This window comes from Pelomonas candidula (genome assembly GCF_043555985.1).
Taxonomy (GTDB): Bacteria; Pseudomonadota; Gammaproteobacteria; order Burkholderiales; family Burkholderiaceae_C; genus Pelomonas; species Pelomonas candidula.
Genome location: NZ_JBIGIC010000005.1, coordinates 314332 through 331970, shown reverse-complemented (window position 1 = coordinate 331970; position 17639 = coordinate 314332). Strand labels below are relative to the sequence as shown.

General features: G+C 65.2%; 10 protein-coding genes. 7 read left to right on the top strand and 3 right to left on the bottom strand.

Going from position 1 to position 17639, the window contains the following annotated elements; genetic code table 11:
* The first annotated feature begins 18 nt into the window (after window positions 1-18).
* From ACG04R_RS12580 to ACG04R_RS12550, 7 genes are all read left to right on the top strand, one after another.
* Window positions 19-1530 (top strand): O-antigen ligase family protein, encoded by a 1512-nt coding sequence (locus ACG04R_RS12580; protein ID WP_394410508.1) that lies wholly within the window; start codon window positions 19-21, stop codon window positions 1528-1530.
* Entirely contained in the window at window positions 1511-2533 is a 1023-nt protein-coding gene (locus ACG04R_RS12575) for a glycosyltransferase family 2 protein (protein WP_394410505.1), read from the top strand. The genes ACG04R_RS12580 and ACG04R_RS12575 overlap by 20 nt, the downstream gene beginning before the upstream one ends.
* Window positions 2534-2582: 49 nt before the next feature.
* Window positions 2583-3677, top strand: coding sequence for a glycosyltransferase family 4 protein (locus tag ACG04R_RS12570; RefSeq protein ID WP_394410502.1), 1095 nt, complete (start codon window positions 2583-2585; stop codon window positions 3675-3677).
* 1 nt (window position 3678) lies between these two features.
* Complete coding sequence (locus tag ACG04R_RS12565; RefSeq protein WP_394410498.1) at window positions 3679-4908, top strand: glycosyltransferase family 4 protein; 1230 nt, start codon at window positions 3679-3681, stop codon at window positions 4906-4908.
* The gene (locus tag ACG04R_RS12560) at window positions 4905-6038 is read left to right on the top strand and encodes a DUF1972 domain-containing protein (RefSeq protein ID WP_394410495.1); all 1134 of its coding nucleotides are present in this window, start codon (window positions 4905-4907) and stop codon (window positions 6036-6038) included. Before ACG04R_RS12565 ends, ACG04R_RS12560 begins: the two co-directional genes overlap by 4 nt.
* An 8-nt stretch (window positions 6039-6046) precedes the next feature.
* Window positions 6047-7045 (top strand): acyltransferase family protein, encoded by a 999-nt coding sequence (locus tag ACG04R_RS12555; RefSeq protein ID WP_394410492.1) that lies wholly within the window; start codon window positions 6047-6049, stop codon window positions 7043-7045.
* Between the two features lie 199 nt (window positions 7046-7244).
* Complete coding sequence (locus ACG04R_RS12550; RefSeq protein WP_394410488.1) at window positions 7245-9305, top strand: acyltransferase family protein; 2061 nt, start codon at window positions 7245-7247, stop codon at window positions 9303-9305.
* Here ACG04R_RS12550 and ACG04R_RS12545 read toward each other — a convergent pair.
* From ACG04R_RS12545 to ACG04R_RS12535, 3 genes are all read right to left on the bottom strand, one after another.
* On the bottom strand, window positions 9263-10216 hold the full coding sequence (locus tag ACG04R_RS12545) for a hypothetical protein (RefSeq protein ID WP_394410485.1): 954 nt from the start codon (window positions 10214-10216) through the stop codon (window positions 9263-9265). The two genes, ACG04R_RS12550 and ACG04R_RS12545, sit on opposite strands and share 43 nt — an antisense overlap.
* A 200-nt stretch (window positions 10217-10416) precedes the next feature.
* A complete protein-coding gene (locus ACG04R_RS12540; protein WP_394410481.1) occupies window positions 10417-11853 on the bottom strand; it encodes a DUF1501 domain-containing protein in 1437 nt (478 codons plus the stop codon).
* Complete coding sequence (locus ACG04R_RS12535; RefSeq protein WP_394410478.1) at window positions 11850-17384, bottom strand: DUF1800 family protein; 5535 nt, start codon at window positions 17382-17384, stop codon at window positions 11850-11852. Before ACG04R_RS12535 ends, ACG04R_RS12540 begins: the two co-directional genes overlap by 4 nt.
* Window positions 17385-17639: the final 255 nt, after the last annotated feature.

Sequence of the window (17639 nt, the reverse complement as noted above, 5' to 3'; positions counted from 1 at the left end):
GCCGCCAGGAGCGCCAGCATGTTCAAGTTCAAGCCGACTCGATCGCCGCAGGCTTACCTGCTGCGCACCCTCGGGTTTGTCGCCGCGGGTGCCATGCTGTTGATCCTGGGGGCCCTGACTGCCTTGGCGCCGGAATTGGTTGTTCGTTTGACACCGCTCATCCTCGTGGGCGTCGTCATGTTGTCGGCCGGGTTCGTCACGAAGACGACCGTGGACCAGCGACTGCTGCGTCTCTGGCTGGCGGCCATCGTTGTCACCATCACCCTGTGGCCGTCGTACATGGCCATTCGCGTCGGCGGCCTGCCGTCCATCGACCTGCGCAAGATCGTCTTCGGGTTGTCGGTGCTGATGTTCTTCTATCAGTGCATGGCTCGCCCGGTCCTCAGCCGGGGCTGGCAGACGCTGGCGCCCGGTGCCAAGTGGATGTGCTGGGCGGTTGCGCTCTATGGGCTGCTGCGCTTCGTCAGCGCATTCGAATCGCAGGCCCCGGTCTTGTCGTTTCTTGCCGTGGCCTGGGAGTGGGTCTACTACTACATCCCTTTCTTCTTCGTGCTTTTCCTGATGCGCGACGAAGGGTCCCGACAGCTCTTCGTCCGGTTCGTCTGCCTGCTGAGCCTGGCGGTGCTTGCGTTCGCCGTCTACGAGAGGATTTCCGGCACCAACCCGTTGCTTCGTTTCGCGCCCGTATCCAACGATGCAGGCGAGCTGGCGACCGCGCTGACGATGTCCCGTCTGCGCGATGGCGTCTTCCGCGCGCAGGCCACCTTCGAGCACCCGTTGATGCTGGCCGAGTTCGCTGCGGTCGTGGCGGCCTTCTCGTTCGGGCTCGCGCTCAATGGCCGCTTGGCACTGGTGCGGCTGGCCGGCTTCGCCGTCTTCCTGGCCAGTTGCGCTGCCGCGTTGCTGAGCGGCTCCCGCATCGCCTTTGTTTCGCTGGCGGTCGTGGTGGCCGCGGTCACGCTGGCCACGGTGGTGCGGGCGCGTGGCACGAGAAAGATCACCACGGCGATTGCCACGCGGCTTTTCGTCATGCTGTCCATGGCTGCGTTCGCGGCCATGGCCGTCCCGCTGCTGCAAAACCTGCTGCTGGGCCGCACGGCCACCGAGGCATCGAGTTCGTCGGCACGCGTGCAGATGTTGAAAGACGGCATTCCGGCCATGCTGGACTCACCGTTCTTCGGCAAAGGTTTTGGCAGGGCCGCGTTGGAAGCTGGTGTGTACGGCTCCGGCGGAATACTCACGCTTGACAACTATCTGCTGAACGTCGGCATCGACGCCGGTGTGCCGGCGCTGTTGATCTTCATCGCGATCTTCATCCTGCCGGCCTGGATGGCCTTCAAGCGGATCACGGAAGAGGAGGGGCCCGAACAGCCGTTCCTCATCGCAGGCATGGCGGCGCTGATCGGCCTGCTGGCCGTCAGGTTGATCCTGAGCATTCCCTACAACCTCGTGTTTGCCTTCGTCATTGCGGCCCTGGTGGTTGGCGCCATTCCGAGAAAGCAGCTGTCTCATGCCCCATACGGCCGCTGATGGCCAGGCGCCGGCCACCGCCATCGTCCTGCTGAACTGGAACGGTGCGCGTGATACCTTGCCCTGCCTGGAGAGCCTCGGCGCCTTGGACGGCGACGACTTCTACGTCATCGTGGTCGACAACGCGTCGACGGATGGCTCCTGGGACACGCTGAAGACGGCCGCATCCCAGCTGGCCGCTTTCGGGCTGGACCCGCACTGGCAGGTGCTGACCCGAGCCGACACCGAAGGCCCTGCGATCCCTGCCGCGACACCGCGGTCCGTCTGGCTCGTCCAGGCCGGCGAGAACGGCGGATTCGCCAAGGGCAACAACGTCGGGCTGCGCCTGGCTTTGCGCCACGGCGTGGAGTTCGCCTGGGTGTTGAACAACGACACGCTGGTCAAGCCCGACTCGCTGACGGCGCTGGTCGAACGGGCCCGGCAGGACCCCCGGCTCGGCATGGTGGGCTCCATCCTGCTGTACGCCTCGCACCCGAACACCATTCAAGCCTTCGGCGGCGCCACTTACTTCTACAAACGCGCCCGGGGCGAGCAGATCGGCAATGGGCAGGACATCGAGACGGCGGACTTCAAGGCCTTATCCCAGGCCCGGCTCGACTACGTGGCTGGCGCCTCCATGCTGGTGCGTGCCGAGCTGATGCGCAGCGTGGGCCTGTTCTCCGAGCACTTCTTCCTGTACTTCGAGGAGATCGACTGGGCGCACCGCGCGCGGCCGGCCTGGCGCCTGGGCATGGCCGAGTCCAGCCTCGTGCTGCACAAGGAGGGCGCCTCCATCGGCACGGCCACGCTCAGCCGGCGGTCATTGTTGTCGGAGTACTACCTGGCACGAAACCTGATTCTGTTCTACGGCTCGCACCTGCCTGGGTTGTTGGTCCTGGCCGTTCTGCGCAACCTGCGCGAAGCAATGGGCATGTGCTTGCGGCGAGAAGAGGGGCGGCGCATTGCCACCGTCCTGCGCGCCACATGGCACGGCCTCATCCGAAAAACGGGAGCTACCCATTGACCAGCCGCCGGTCTGATACCTCGGCAGGCCCGACCCGCAGGGCCCGCACATGAAGATCGAAGTCGTCAGCTTCACCGGGGATTCCGGTCTCGCCGATTACGCTGTCTCGCTGGCCCGCGCGCTGGCGGCGCGGCACGACGCTTCGGTCGTGACTGCCACGTCGCTGCCCAGCCGTTTCGACGCGATGGGCTTCGGTGTCTTCCGCCTGTTCCGGCGCTCACGCCACTACCCGCTGGACATCCCCAGGTTCCTGGCCCATGTGCTGCGGCGCCGGCCAGACTGGATCGTGCTTCAGGGGCCGCTCAAGTTTGCGTTCCTGGACGGCCTGTGGATGCGGCTGCTCCGGTGCTTCGGCCAGCGCGCTGCCATCACCGTGCACGACGTGCTGCCGCATTACCCCAGGCCCTGGAGCCGGTTCAGCTACGGCTTCTACTACCGTTCCTTCGACCGTGTCATCGCCCACTCGGACCGGGCCCGCAGCGAGCTGGCCGAGCTGGGCATCAGCCGCCCCGTGCTCGTCGTGCCGCACGGCATCTACGACGTTTTCAAGCTGACCGGTGTCAGTCGCGAGCAGGCCCGTCGCAAGATCGGCGGCCTCGCCGACGACGACTTCGTCGTGCTGTTCTTCGGCAACCTGGAGCCGCGCAAGGGCTTGATGGAGTTCCTGGCCGCCGCACGCCGGCTGGCTGCGGATCGGCACATCAAGTTCCTGATCGCCGGCGCCGACTACATGACGCCCCACGGCAAGGCCTTTGGTGATGCGCTGGCGCTGGCCGGCGCCCAGCCCAACGTCGTGCTGCGCGCCAGCCGTGTGCCGTTTGAGGAGGTGGAGAACTTCTTCGCCGCCTCCGACCTGGTGGCCTTGCCCTACCTGGAGGGCACGACCAGCGGCGTGCTCAAGCTGGCGCTGGCCTTCGAGCGGCCCATGGTGGCCACGTCGGTAGGGGACTTCCCGGAACAGGTGCCCGCTGGCGCGGGCCAGTTGATCGACCCGGGCGCGCGGCTGGTGGACGAGTTGACCGCCGCCATCCAGCAAATCCGTACCCAGCAGCCGGCCTATGCCGAAGGCGTGCGCCACGCGGGCGCCCACGCGCAGTGGCCGGACATCGCCAGCAAAGTTGCAGACCATTTGGCCAAGGACTGAGATGACGAGACTGCTCAGCGTCAACAGCTATCACTACCGACGAGGGGGCTCCGACGCCGTCTACCTGGACCATGCCGGCCTGATGGAAGAGCTGGGGTGGGAGAACGCGTTCTTCTCGATGCATCACCCGAAGAACTACCCCACGCCCTGGTCCAAGTACTTCATCGACGAGCTGGAGTTCGGCCACGCTTACTCTGCCGCGCAGAAGCTCGTCATGGCCGCCAAGGTGGTGTATTCCTTCGAGGCCCAGCGCAAGCTGCGACGGCTGCTTGACGACTTCAAGCCGGACATCGCGCACCTGCATTGCATTTATCACCACCAGTCGCCGTCCATCCTGTCCACGCTGAGCAAGGCCGGCGTGCCGACGGTGATGACCGCTCACGACCTCAAGATCGCCTGCCCGGCCTACAAGATGCTCAACGACACGGGCATCTGCGAGCGCTGCAAGGACGGCTCGGTGCTCAACGTCATCAAGCATCGCTGCGTGCGGGGCTCGCTGGCGGCCAGTGCCGTCGTGGCGGCCGAGAGCGGACTGCACCGCATGCTCAACACCTACCAGCGCCACCTGTCCAAGGTCGTGGTGCCCAGCCGCTTCTTCATGGAGAAGTTTGTGGAGTGGGGCTGGCCGCGGGAGAAGTTCGCCTACATCCCGAACTACGTCGACGCGAGCCGCTTTGAGCCGCAGTTCACGCCTGGCGGCTACTTCCTGTACTTCGGGCGGCTCGCCCCGGAGAAGGGCGTCGGCACGCTGCTGCGGGCGGCCGCGCAGGCGGGTGTCGCACTGAAGCTGGCCGGCACGGGCCCGGAGGACGCGGCGTTGCGGGCGCTGGGGGCTGAACTGGGCGGTGGCGCCGAGTTCCTCGGCTACCAGGGCGGCGCCGCGCTGTGGGACCTGATCCGCGGTGCCCGCGCCGTGGTGCTGCCGTCGGAGTGGTACGAGAACGCCCCCATGAGCCTGCTGGAGTGCTTTGCGCTCGGCAAGCCGGCCATCGGTGCGCGCATCGGCGGCATCCCCGAAATGATCGAGGAGGGCGTCAACGGCTGGGTCTTCGGGAGCGGCAACGTCGCCGCGCTGGCCGACCGCCTGCGCCAGGTGGCCGCACTGCCGGAAGCCCGGCTCGAAGACATGGGCAAGGCGGCTCGCGAGATCGTGGCCAGCCGCTTCAGCCGCGACCGCTATGTCGAAGCCACCCTGTCCCTCTATGCCGAACTGGGCGTGAGCTCATCATGAAATCCAAGACCCTTCGCATCCTCGGCACGCGTGGCGTGCCCGCCGCCCATGGCGGCTTTGAAACCTTTGCCGAGCAACTGGCGCTCTACCTTGTGGCACGCGGCTGGCGCGTCATCGTCTACTGCCAGGACGAGGGCACCGGCCCCGTCTTCGAGGACAGCTGGGAAGGCGTGGAGCGCGTGCACATCCCCGTGCAGGGGCAAGGCCCGAAGAGCACCATCGTGTTCGACTGGCAGGCCACGCTGCATGCCAGCCGGCACCGCGACCTTTGCCTCACGCTCGGCTACAACACGGCCGTGTTCTGCGCGCTGCTGCGGCTGAAGGGCGTGCCCAACGTCATCAACATGGACGGCATCGAATGGTCCCGCGCCAAGTGGGGGCCGGTGGCCAAGACCTGGTTCTGGATGAACGACTGGGCCGGCTGCTGGCTGGGCAACCACCTCGTGGCCGACCACCCGGAGATCAAGGTCCACCTCAGCTCGCGCGTGCGGCCCGACAAGATCACGACCATTGCCTATGGAGCTGACCGCGTGGTGCACATGCCCGACACGGCCGTCCGTGCGCTGGGCCTGGAGCCCGGTCGCTACCTCACGCTGGTGGCACGCCCGGAGCCCGAGAATTCCATTCTGGAGGTGGTGAGCGGCTTCTCCAGGCGCTCGCGCGGCATGCAGCTCGTGGTGCTGGGCAACTACAACGACGGTAATGCCTACCACCGCGCCGTCAAGGCGGCAGCGGGCCCGGAGGTGCGCTTCCTGGGCGCGATCTATGACAAGCCGGTCGTGCAGGCGCTGCGCTTCCACAGCGCGGCCTATGTGCACGGCCACCAGGTGGGCGGCACCAATCCGTCACTGGTTGAGGCACTGGGGGCCGGCAATGCCGTCATTGCCCACGACAACCGGTTCAACCGCTGGGTCGCCGGAGATGGCGCGCGCTATTTCTCGACGGCTGACGGTTTCTCGGCACTGCTGGACGAACTAATGGCCGCATCCGAACAACTGGCGCAGATGCAGCAGGCCAGCGTCGCTCGGTTCGAGAACGGGCTCACGTGGGAAAGTATCCTTGCTCAGTACGAGCAACTGCTGCTCGGCTTTGCGCCAGAGGCTGTCACTGGCAGCGCCGCGCGGTCATGAGTGCCGGGTTGAGCATCAGGTCCAACGTTCGGCTGAGTGAGGTCATTCGTAGCCGTGACAACAATCTGAACCTGATCCGCTTCATCGCGGCCACCATGGTGTTGGTGTCCCACAGCTTCGCCCTCCATACCGGCGACCCTGGAGCCGAGCCATGGCGCAAGACGCTTGGCATGAGCATGGGTGGCGTCGCCGTCGATATTTTCTTTTGCGCCAGCGGCTTTTTGGTAACTGGCAGTTTGCTGGCCAGCCGAAGCATTCGCGACTTCCTGTTGGCGCGCGCGCTGCGCATATACCCCGGCCTCTGGACCGCGCTGCTGCTGTCTGTGGTGGCGGTCGGCATATTTGCTTCTACCGAATCTGCGGGTCGATTCTTCTCGGCTTACGAGACCTGGAAATACTTGCTTAGGAACGCCGTGATGGTGATCGGCGCAGAGTTCCAACTGCCGGGCGCCTTTGCCGGTAATCCCTTCAATGGCGCCGTCAATGGCTCGCTGTGGACGCTCCCGTTCGAATTGAGGGCGTATTTGATCGTGCTGGGGCTTTGGTTGATTGCCGTCTGGAAGCGAGGTGTTGCCGCAGCAGCGTTCAAAACGGTTGTGATGTTGGCCTGCGCTGTGACACTTGTTTGGGCCATCGGCAGCATGCTGGCCGGGCAGCCAAATAGATTTGCGGCGCTGCTTGCTGTGTTCTTGTTGGGCGCACTGCTGCGGCTGATTGCAGACAGGGTGGTGCTAAGTAGGTGGGCCTTGGTGGCCTTGCTTGCACTGCTGGTCGGATCGCTGCTGCTCGGTACGAAAGTCTTTTGGCTTGTATATATATTCATCCTGCCGTATGCCTTGCTGTGCCTTGCGTATTTGCCAGCAGGGGTAATCAGAAAATTCAACGGTGTGGGCGACTACTCGTACGGCATATATATATATATGCCTTCCCGATCCAGCAATTTGTCGTTGCAAACGGCGCATCCTCTTCATGGGAAGTGGTGGGCGCCTCGTTTTCGTTTACCTTGATCGCGGCGATTGCCTCCTGGCACCTGATAGAGAAGCGAGCGCTTTCACTCAGGGAACGGGAAAGGGAGAGGTGACCTGCGCGACCGAGAGGTCGCACAGGTCGCGCCCTGAGCCAATCAGCGACGGCTATCAAATAGGCGTGGCGTGTGAGGCCTGAAAATTGGTTTGTTGTGGCGTAGTGATTTTTTTGGGACAAGGTATGAATAAGAATCGTGATGCGCACTACGTTCCCGCCATTGATGGTTTGCGTGCGATTGCTGTCCTCTCCGTTCTGTTCTTTCATTTGGGAGGGTGGTTGCCGGGTGGGTTTGTTGGTGTCGACGTATTTTTTGTCATATCCGGATATGTCGTGGCTTCGGCTGCTGCCGGGCTGCCGGCGACCAGCTTTCGGGAATTCTTGTTGGCTTTCTATGCACGCCGCCTGATCCGGATTGCGCCGGCACTCGTCGGCTGTCTGCTGGTGACGATGGCTGTCATGGCCTGCATTGTTCCTGTCTTGCCGGACGGTAGGTTGACGGAAATAAATACAAAGACGGGGTTGGCAGCGTTTTGGGGCATCAGCAACGTCGTTTTGGCGGCCGGCAGCAATGATTACTGGTCGGCTGGCTCCGAGCTGAATCCGTTCACTCATACGTGGTCGCTTGCCATTGAGGAGCAGTTTTATCTTGTCTTCCCATTTGTGTATTTCATGTGGTTGGCTGGTCGCCGGAGGCTGGCGAAACTGTTCCTTGTAACTGCAGTAGCTGCGTCGCTCGGCGCGGCTATTATTTATGCAAGCCAGCCGGTATTTTCCTTCTACCTACTTCCCGCGAGGTTTTGGGAACTCGGTGTCGGTGTGGGTTTGTTTTTCTTTCGGGAGCAACTGCTCGGCGTCTTCAGGCTGGCTCCGGCGTGGTTTGCGGACCTAGTCGCTGTTTGTGCGATGGCTGCGCTGTGCTGCGCGCTGATCTTTACTGATTCAGGCAGGTTTCCCTGGCCAGGTGCACTGATGCCGGTGGTGGCTGTTGCGGCGTTGATCTTGGTGATTCTGGCTCGCCCTGAGGGTTTAATTCCTCGGATGTTGAGCCTGCGGCCAATGACTGCCACCGGCAAGCTTTCTTATTCCTTGTATTTGTGGCATTGGCCGGTCATCGTGTTTGGTCGATGGACTTCGGGCATGGAGCGCCCGAGTGAGTCGCTGATTGCGCTCGCACTGAGCTTTGTGCTCGCCTACCTGTCCTTCAGATTCGTCGAATCCCCGGTAAGGCAGTTAAAAGGCCTGTCCGGATATCGACGCAGCGCACTGGTCGCGACAGCTTTGTCGGGTGTGGGAATCTGCTTTGCAGGTGCGGTTGGCGTGGCAATCGCTCGCCCTGTCATTTCGATAAGCGTCACCAGCGATCCGTTATATTGGCGCTGGGATGGCTCGTGGCCGAGCGACACGACGCATTGCACCGCTGCGCGCGCTGAGGCTGGGTTTGGCGCCGGGCGTTTGCTGATTTTCAAGCCGCAAGGGTGCACAACCACCACCAAATCACTCTTTGTGGCTGGCGACTCCCATGGCAGGGCGTATGTCGCCATGCTCGATTTGTATGCGCGCGAGACCGGGGCAACGGTTTATTTGTACGGGATTCCCGGTTGTGGATTTTTCAATCTTCGCCGCCGCATTGAGGCTGAGCCTGCCGAGTGCCAGCAGTTTGTCAAAAGCGTACTGTCGGAGATTCGTGGGAAAGCCAAGCCCGGCGATGTGCTGTTTTTGCCGGGGCTGCGCGTTGCCAGATATCCTGATATCACCCGAGGCAAGGCGGCAGTGAGCAAGTTCGTGGATGACGCAGATGATGCTGTCGTGACCCGCGAGGCCGCCTATTTTCTGAAGCCGGTTGTCGATAGCGGGGTGCGCGTGGTGGTGGAGGCGCCCAAGCCGGCGCTGAAGTCGCCGCCGTATCGGTGCTTTGACTGGTTCAATCAGAGCAATCCCGTCTGTCACCCAGGGCTGATAGTTTCGCGTGCCGAGGCTGAAGCACGGCGCTCAGTTGGAATGCGTCGGCTTGGCCAACTTGCAGCGGCCGTGCCAGGTCTGGAAATTTGGGACCCGCTGCCGGCTTTCTGCGCCGGCGATGTTTGTGGCTCTGTTGATAGCCACAGGCCGCTGCTTTTTGATGGTGACCACATTAGTGGCTATGCCAACAAATTGCTGGCGGCGGATTTCAATGCCAGATTCGGTGCCGGGCTCGGAAGTCAGAATTCGAGCGCTGGGGGGGGCAGTGAAAGCAAGTATTGATTGGTGACCCCCTTGGATTTGATGAGTACGGTTGAGTACTGCCAAGAGGTTTTTACTTTAATGAATCTACCGACGCCGGCGCCGGGCATGTAGGTGGCGCCCAGATCCTTGACTTTCGCGCCAACGTAAGGGTAGTAGTCGATGCCCGCTTGAACCGTGTAGTTGGCTGCGCCTCTGTCGTCTTCGCCGTTCGGGTCTTTTAGTACGAGTCGGTGTCTGACGGTTGCAAAGAGTGCGCTGATATCGTCGGTGTCGGTGAAATCATTCCAGGGCGTGTTTGTCTGATTAAGCCCCCCGTGGATGATGTTTTTTGAGGTCGGTGCGAAAGTTGCAACAACCTTGGACACGGACTTGTAGTTCAGCGACTGAGTGGTGGCTGTCACCGCTTTGAGGTCGTAGTCTCCATGCCATTGCGGGTACCTGCCGGACTGGATTTCCTTCCAGATTTTGTCTTTAGTTGATAGGTACCAAAGCTCGATGCCGTTTATTTCAACGGCTGAATTGCTGGCTTGATTTCCTCCGGCGCCCTCGTAAATGACGAACCAGGTCAATATTGATTTCCACTGAGCATGGCGGGTGCCGACCCAATTGCTCGGAATCGAATGGCTGTAAGGCTCGGTTCCCATGATGATCAGCGGAGCGACCCCCCAGCCTGTCGATGGACCTCCAGCGGGCTTCAATTCGTGCGGTAAAGCCATGTCGTCGATTGCAGCTTTCAACCGATCAATGCTCGACGGTGGCGTCTGACCTGACAAGGATTCGCCGGACTGCGCTGCTGTCGTGGTGACGTCTGCGGTGCCGGCGTTGGCGTTGCTGAAGCCTCCGCAACTGATGCAGAGCGCGACAGCGGCCAGCGTTGCGGTGAGTGGGGAAAGGAAAGGACGGCTGGGGGGGCAGGCAGGCGTATGCATCAGGGGTCTCGATCCGCGCGGAGAAGTCCAACGGCTTGGGGCGGATTTTGGAGTGTGTGCCTGCCGTTTGCGCATCCCCTTAACGCCCGCTGACACATGCTTTCAATCCTCGCCTGAGCCACGAATCGACGACCACGCGAGCGGTGTTGCGGCGCGTCGCCGGTGGGCTGCCGAGGTGCTGCGAAACGGATGGTCGGCGGTCAGCCGAACAAGCTTGGGCCAGGGGTGAAGTTCACCAAATTGGGCAGCACGATTTGCTGCTCGGTAGCGGTCAGGCCCATCCAGCCCGCAAGGCTGCTTGCCAGTTGCGTCACCCCCATGCCGGGGATGAGGCGGCCGGAGCCGGCGTCGTTGGCGTTGCCCAGTGAGGTGGCGGGGAAGTCGCCGTACATCTGTCCCCCCCGCACGGCGCCGCCCACGACGAAGTGGTGACTGCCCCAGCCGTGGTCGCTGCCATCGCCGTTGCTGAGCAGGGTGCGACCGAAATCGGAGGCGGTGAACAGGGTGACGTTGTTCTGCAGGCCCAGGCTGGTCAGCGCGCTCATGAAGTAGCTGATGGACTGCGCGACCTGGGCCATCTGTACGGGCTGATCGCGCATCTGGTTGTTGTGCGTGTCGAAGCCGCTCATCTGGACCATGAACACCTGGCGCCGCATGCCCAGCGTCTGGTTGGCGGCAATGATCTGCAGCACCATGCGCAGTTGCCGCGGCAGGCTCAGTTGGTTCAGCGTGGTGGCGGCGGCGTTGACCTGGGCGATGGGTGTGGTGGGGATGGCCGGGACGTTCACGCCAGCGAGGGCCGTCAGCAGGGTGGCGTTGGCGCTGAGTCCGCGCTGCATGACGCGGGCGTATTCGTTCTGCAACCGGTCGGTGGTGGTGGCCGCGTACTGGCGCCGCAACGTGTTGCCGACGCTGGCCGACCCGAAGGTGCTGGCGTTGGTCATGGTGTTGGCCACCACGGGCCCTTCCTGGCCGACCTGATATTGGCCCACGGTGCTGCCGGACAAGAACACGGCGTTTCCGCTGGTCGAGACGGCGGTGAACACGGGCTGGGTGTTGGCGGCCATGAGGATGTCGCCCATGCGGCCTCCCCAGCCGGAGGGTGCACCTTCCGGGGCCAGGCTCTGCCAGGTGGCGGCCTGGTCGTTGTGTGAGAAGAGCTTGGCAGGAAGCCCAATGCCCGCGAGGTAGTCGGTCTTGGTGATGGGGCGCGTCAGCGTGCCCACGTTGGCAAGGATGGCGGCCTGGCCTGCGGTGTAGCAGTCGCGCAGCGGTGCCAGTTCCAGCGGCATGCCGAAGCCGCGGCCGCTGCCCTGGTTGGTGACCGTGATGCCCTGCAGGCGGTTGGCTGCCCAGGCCATTTCAGCGCGCGCATTGGCGTATTCGGCGTAGCCGGACGCGTCGGTGGGCACGACCCAGTTGTGGGTGTCGCTGCCGCCGTTCATGTACAGGCACACGATGGCCTTGTAGCCGGTAGTGGTCGCCGCCTGGCTGCTTTGGCTGGCGAGCGCCGCCAGCCCGGCCAGGCTGCCCACCAGGGGCAGGCTGCGCTGGGGGATGGCTGCGCTGGCGGCCAGGCCGCCCATGGCGCGGAGGAAGCTGCGGCGGGAGGTGTCCGTGTGGGTGAAGCGGGTCATCGTTGCACCATGTATTCGGGTGAAGCCAGCGCCAGCAGCAGGGCGACGCGGGCGCGGTTGAGGTTGCTCGAGGCGTCGGCACCGCTGACGCTGACGATGGAGTCCATCAGGTCCTGCTTGAGGGTGCTGCTCATACGGCCGGCGTACAGCAGCAGGTTGAGGCGGTCGATTGCGGCGCTGACCTGGCCGGTGCCGATCAGGTCTGCCAGCGGCTGGATCTGGGCGACCACGTCGCTTTGCGTGCCGCTCCAGCCCAGGCCATTGCCGGCCATGCGCTCGGCAAGGTTCACCCACTGCGCCGTGGTGGATTCGCTGACGATCTGCATGACGGGTACCGTGGTGCCGTCCGCGGAGAACACGGTGTTGGGCGGTACGTAGCCGGGCCGGAAGTAGCCGAAGACGGAGCCGGCGTAGAGCTGGCGCTGGCCGAGTACGTTGAGGTCCATGTCGATGGCGTACTGGCCGCTCACGGAGGTGGCCTGGAAGCTGCGCATCCAGTGCGCAACGCGCACCACCGGCTCGCGCAGCATGCCGATGCTGCTGGACGGCGGGCTGCTGGCCTCGCTGTCGGTCAGGATGGCGCGCGCCACGGCGGCGAGGTCGCCGCGCACGCCCTTGCCGTTGTTGTTGAACACCGCGGCCACGCGGCCGACATACGCACTGCTGGGGCTGCAGTTGACGAGGTGCTGGATGAGCTGCCGACTGATGAAGGGGGCAACGTTCGGGTGATTGAAGAGGGCGTCCAGGGCCAACTTCAGGTCGGCCTGCGCCGTGCCGCCGCCGGGCAGCAGCACGGCGTTGGCCTTGCCGTTGAACAGGCGCTTTTCGCTGGTGGAGTGCAGGCCGGGGTAGGCCTTCATGGGCTGGATGTCGATGCGCTGGTCGGCGGCTGCGCTGAGGTCTGGGTTGCCGTAGCGGAAGTTCTTCTCGGTGAGCTGGCTATCCGGGAATGCCCAGCTCCATCCGGTGAAGACCTTGGACAGGGCCATCACGTCGTCGTTGGTGTAGGTCTCGATGGGTTGGCCGCTGCCGTTGAGCCTGAGGCTGCCGTCGGTGTTCAGCTCGTAGAGGCCGATGGTGAACAGCTGCATCACTTCGCGGGCGAAGTTCTCGTCAGGCATGCGACCGGACGCGCCATCCTCGGGGCGGTTGCGCATGTGCGAGAGATAGATGCCCATGGCCGGGCTGAGCGTGATCTGTTCCAGCAGGTCCCGGAAGTTGCCCAGCGCGTTGCGGTTGAGTGTGTCGACGTACTGGGCGTAGGCGCGGGCGTGGTAGTAGAGGTTGGAGTCGGCCTGAGACACCATCAGGATCTGATGGAGCGCGAAGCCCATGCGCCTGCGGAGCTGGTCGGGGCTGTTGGCGGCGGAGGCCCAGAATCGCTGGCCCACCCAGGTGGGCGTGTAGTTGGCGCCGCCCGGGCGGTAGGCGTCGCCCAGGTCGTAGCGCGACTGCACGGCGGCCACCATGTCGGGGGTGAAGGGCAGCGCCAGCTGTTCGTCGATCCAGGCCGATTGGCCCATGCGGACGACACGGTCGATCTCCGAGAGCGTGGGGCCGAAGCTGGCCTGCTGCAGCAGGCGCGAGGCGTCGTACTGGGCTGTCGTCGGCGCGGTCGAGGCGACGGGCACGGTGAAGCGCAGGGCGCCGTTGCCGTACATGCCGCCGCTGCTGGCACTGGTGCCGGCACCGTCGACGGCGTCCTCGCCCGAGCCGGCGTCGAACACGACGCTGTTGGCAAACGGGAAGAGCGTGGAATCGCTGGTGCGAAGGTACTGCACGTAGAGATTGCGATCAGCGCTGCCGACCGTGGCGTCGTTGGTGTAGACGATGTCGATGCGGCTGCCGGCCGACAGCTTGGGTACAGCGAAGCGGTAGTCGGTTGGGGTGGTGGCGCGCACCTCGACGCTGCCGACGATGACGCCATCCACGCGCACCTGCATGATGGCGCCCACGCCACCGGCGAGGTCGGCGTAGGCGCGCACGGTGAGGGCGTCGGTGATGTTGGCGGCAGGCCAGGTGGCGGAGAGGGTGCCGGCGGTGTAGGTGGCACCGGAGGTGGAGGGGGTGACGAAGGTGGAGCCGGCGATGAGGTACTGGACGTTGAGCTGGCGGGTGACGCCGCCGACGGTGGCGGGGTTGGAGAAGGCGGCGACGACCTTGCTGCCGGGCTTGATGGCCGTGGTGGGCATGACGAAGTCGGTGGGCGTGGTGCTGGTGACCTCGGCGGCACTGACAGCCACGCCGTCGACCCACAGCGTCATCAGTGCCCCGACACCCCCGGCCGACACGGCACTGGCGCGCACGGTGACGGTGCTGGTGATGTTGGGAGCGGGCCAGGTAGAGCGCAGAGCACCGCTCCAGTACATGTCGCCGGTGCCGGCGATGACATCGACGCCGTCGAAGGCGGCCGCGCCGCTGCCACGGTCGTAAGTGTTGCCTGCGGCGCCGGGCAGCCAGACGGTGTTGCGGGTGGTGGCGTAGGCGATGAAGAGGTCGCGGTCGCCGCCGTTGGCGGCATCGTTGCTGTAGGCGATGTCGAGCTTGCGGCCGGCGGTCATGGGCGGCACGGCGAAGCGGTAGTCGGCGTTGTCGGTGGAGTTGACCGGGACGCTGCCCACGAGGATGCCGTCGACGAGGACCTGCATGACGGGACCGGTGCCGTTGGCCAGGGTGCCGCGGGCACGTACGATGAGCGAGTCGGTGAGGTTGACGTCGGGCCAGGCAGCGCTGAGGGTGTTGTTGGATGCCAGCAGCACGGTCTTGCCGGCCATGGCGTAGGCCAACTGCAGGTCGCGGCCGTCGGCGGGGTTGGTGTACACGACCTGCACGAGCTGGCCGGGCTTCATGGGCAGCGTGGCCAGGGTGATGTCGGTGGGTGTGGTGGCGCGGATCTCGACGGTGCCGATGAGGACGCCATCGACCAGCACCTGCACGATGGGGCCGACGTTGCCCGCCAGGCGGGCGCTGGCCCGCAGGGTCAGGGTGTCGGTCATGTTGGCGGCAGGCCAGCGACCACGCAGCGCACCGTTGGCGGTGAGCAGGTTCTGCGAGGTGGACTGGAAGTTGACGCCGTCGTAGGCGGCCAGGCCGCTGCCGGCGTCGAGGAACATGGCGCCGGCGCTGGGCTGCAGCACGGTGGTGCCGGACATCAGGTAGAGCACGCGCAGGCTGCGGGCGACGCCGTCGACGGTGCCGGCGTTGGCGAAGGCGACATCGACGCGGCTGTCCACGGACAGGGGCGGGGCGGCGAAGGTGTAGTCGGTGGGAGAGGTGGCGGTGACCTCGACGGTGCCGACGACGGTGCCGTCGACACGGACGATCATCTGGGCACCGGTGCCGCCGGCAGGGGTGGCGCTGGCGCGCACGGTGAGGCGGTTGGTGAGGTTGGGGGCGGGCCAGGTCAGGCGCAGGGCGCCGCCGTTGTAGAGGTCGCCCAGGCCGGCGCGGACGTTGAGACCGTCGAAGGCGGCGTCGCCGTTGCCGGCGTCGAAGGTGACGATGGAGGCGGTGGGCAGCACGGCGGTGTCGGCGGTGCTGATCTGCTGCACGTGCAGGTTGCGGTCCACGCCGTTGACGACGGCGTCGTTGGTGTAGACCACGTCGAGCTGGCTGCCGGGCTTGAGCGTGGGCACGGCCAGGTGGTAGTCGGTGGGCTGGGTGGCGCGCACTTCCACGCTGTCGGTCACGACGCCGTCCACGCGTACCGACACCATTGCGCCCACGTCGCCCGCCAGGTCGGCGTATGCCCGCAGTGTCAACGCGCCCGTGATGTTGGCGGCAGGCCAGGTGGCGGAGAGGGTGCCGGCGGTGTAGGTGGCACCGGAGGTGGAGGGGGTGACGAAGGTGGAGCCAGCGATGAGGTACTGGACGTTGAGCTGGCGGGTGACGCCGCCGACGGTGGCGGGGTTGGAGAAGGCGGCGACGACCTTGCTGCCGGGCTTGATGGCCGTGGTGGGCATGACGAAGTCGGTGGGCGTGGTGCTGGTGACCTCGGCGGCACTGACAGCCACGCCGTCGACCCACAGCGTCATCAGTGCCCCGACACCCCCGGCCGACACGGCACTGGCGCGCACGGTGACGGTGCTGGTGATGTTGGGAGCGGGCCAGGTAGAGCGCAGAGCACCGCTCCAGTACATGTCGCCGGTGCCGGCGATGACATCGACGCCGTCGAAGGCGGCCGCGCCGCTGCCACGGTCGTAAGTGTTGCCTGCGGCGCCGGGCAGCCAGACGGTGTTGCGGGTGGTGGCGTAGGCGATGAAGAGGTCGCGGTCGCCGCCGTTGGCGGCATCGTTGCTGTAGGCGATGTCGAGCTTGCGGCCGGCGGTCATGGGCGGCACGGCGAAGCGGTAGTCGGCGTTGTCGGTGGAGTTGACCGGGACGCTGCCCACGAGGATGCCGTCGACGAGGACCTGCATGACGGGACCGGTGCCGTTGGCCAGGGTGCCGCGGGCACGTACGATGAGCGAGTCGGTGAGGTTGACGTCGGGCCAGGCAGCGCTGAGGGTGTTGTTGGATGCCAGCAGCACGGTCTTGCCGGCCATGGCGTAGGCCAACTGCAGGTCGCGGCCGTCGGCGGGGTTGGTGTACACGACCTGCACGAGCTGGCCGGGCTTCATGGGCAGCGTGGCCAGGGTGATGTCGGTGGGTGTGGTGGCGCGGATCTCGACGGTGCCGATGAGGACGCCATCGACCAGCACCTGCACGATGGGGCCGACGTTGCCCGCCAGGCGGGCGCTGGCCCGCAGGGTCAGGGTGTCGGTCATGTTGGCGGCAGGCCAGCGACCACGCAGCGCACCGTTGGCGGTGAGCAGGTTCTGCGAGGTGGACTGGAAGTTGACGCCGTCGTAGGCGGCCAGGCCGCTGCCGGCGTCGAGGAACATGGCGCCGGCGCTGGGCTGCAGCACGGTGGTGCCGGACATCAGGTAGAGCACGCGCAGGCTGCGGGCGACGCCGTCGACGGTGCCGGCGTTGGCGAAGGCGACATCGACGCGGCTGTCCACGGACAGGGGCGGGGCGGCGAAGGTGTAGTCGGTGGGAGAGGTGGCGGTGACCTCGACGGTGCCGACGACGGTGCCGTCGACACGGACGATCATCTGGGCACCGGTGCCGCCGGCAGGGGTGGCGCTGGCGCGCACGGTGAGGCGGTTGGTGAGGTTGGGGGCGGGCCAGGTCAGGCGCAGGGCGCCGCCGTTGTAGAGGTCGCCCAGGCCGGCGCGGACGTTGAGACCGTCGAAGGCGGCGTCGCCGTTGCCGGCGTCGAAGGTGACGATGGAGGCGGTGGGCAGCACGGCGGTGTCGGCGGTGCTGATCTGCTGCACGTGCAGGTTGCGGTCCACGCCGTTGACGACGGCGTCGTTGGTGTAGACCACGTCGAGCTGGCTGCCGGGCTTGAGCGTGGGCACGGCCAGGTGGTAGTCGGTGGGCTGGGTGGCGCGCACTTCCACGCTGTCGGTCACGACGCCGTCCACGCGTACCGACACCATTGCGCCCACGTCGCCCGCCAGGTCGGCGTATGCCCGCAGTGTCAATGTCGGTGTGGTGCTATCGCTCGCAGTGCCGGGCGCTGCCTGGATCACCCGCAGTGTGGGTTGAGCGCTGGCCTGGACCGCATTGGCATTCGATGCAAGTCCGGTGTCACTACCACCGCCGCAGGCGGTGAGCACGAGTGCGGTCGAGAGCGCGAGCAGGACCGGACGCAGGAGGTTGGGTAGGAGACGCATAGGGTGATGGAGCACGTAGAACTGCGATGTGCGCCACACTGGGGCGAGGCGACTGATTGGGCG

Excerpts from the sequence above, each read along its gene's own strand:
- ACG04R_RS12580 (WP_394410508.1), top strand. The coding sequence starts at position 19 with ATGTTCAAGTTCAAGCCGACTCGATCGCCGCAGGCTTACCTGCTGCGC.
- ACG04R_RS12575 (WP_394410505.1), top strand. The coding sequence starts at position 1,511 with ATGCCCCATACGGCCGCTGATGGCCAGGCGCCGGCCACCGCCATCGTC.
- ACG04R_RS12570 (WP_394410502.1), top strand. The coding sequence starts at position 2,583 with ATGAAGATCGAAGTCGTCAGCTTCACCGGGGATTCCGGTCTCGCCGAT.
- ACG04R_RS12565 (WP_394410498.1), top strand. The coding sequence starts at position 3,679 with ATGACGAGACTGCTCAGCGTCAACAGCTATCACTACCGACGAGGGGGC.
- ACG04R_RS12560 (WP_394410495.1), top strand. The coding sequence starts at position 4,905 with ATGAAATCCAAGACCCTTCGCATCCTCGGCACGCGTGGCGTGCCCGCC.
- ACG04R_RS12550 (WP_394410488.1), top strand. The coding sequence starts at position 7,245 with ATGAATAAGAATCGTGATGCGCACTACGTTCCCGCCATTGATGGTTTG.
- ACG04R_RS12545 (WP_394410485.1), bottom strand. The coding sequence starts at position 10,216 with ATGCATACGCCTGCCTGCCCCCCCAGCCGTCCTTTCCTTTCCCCACTC.
- ACG04R_RS12540 (WP_394410481.1), bottom strand. The coding sequence starts at position 11,853 with ATGACCCGCTTCACCCACACGGACACCTCCCGCCGCAGCTTCCTCCGC.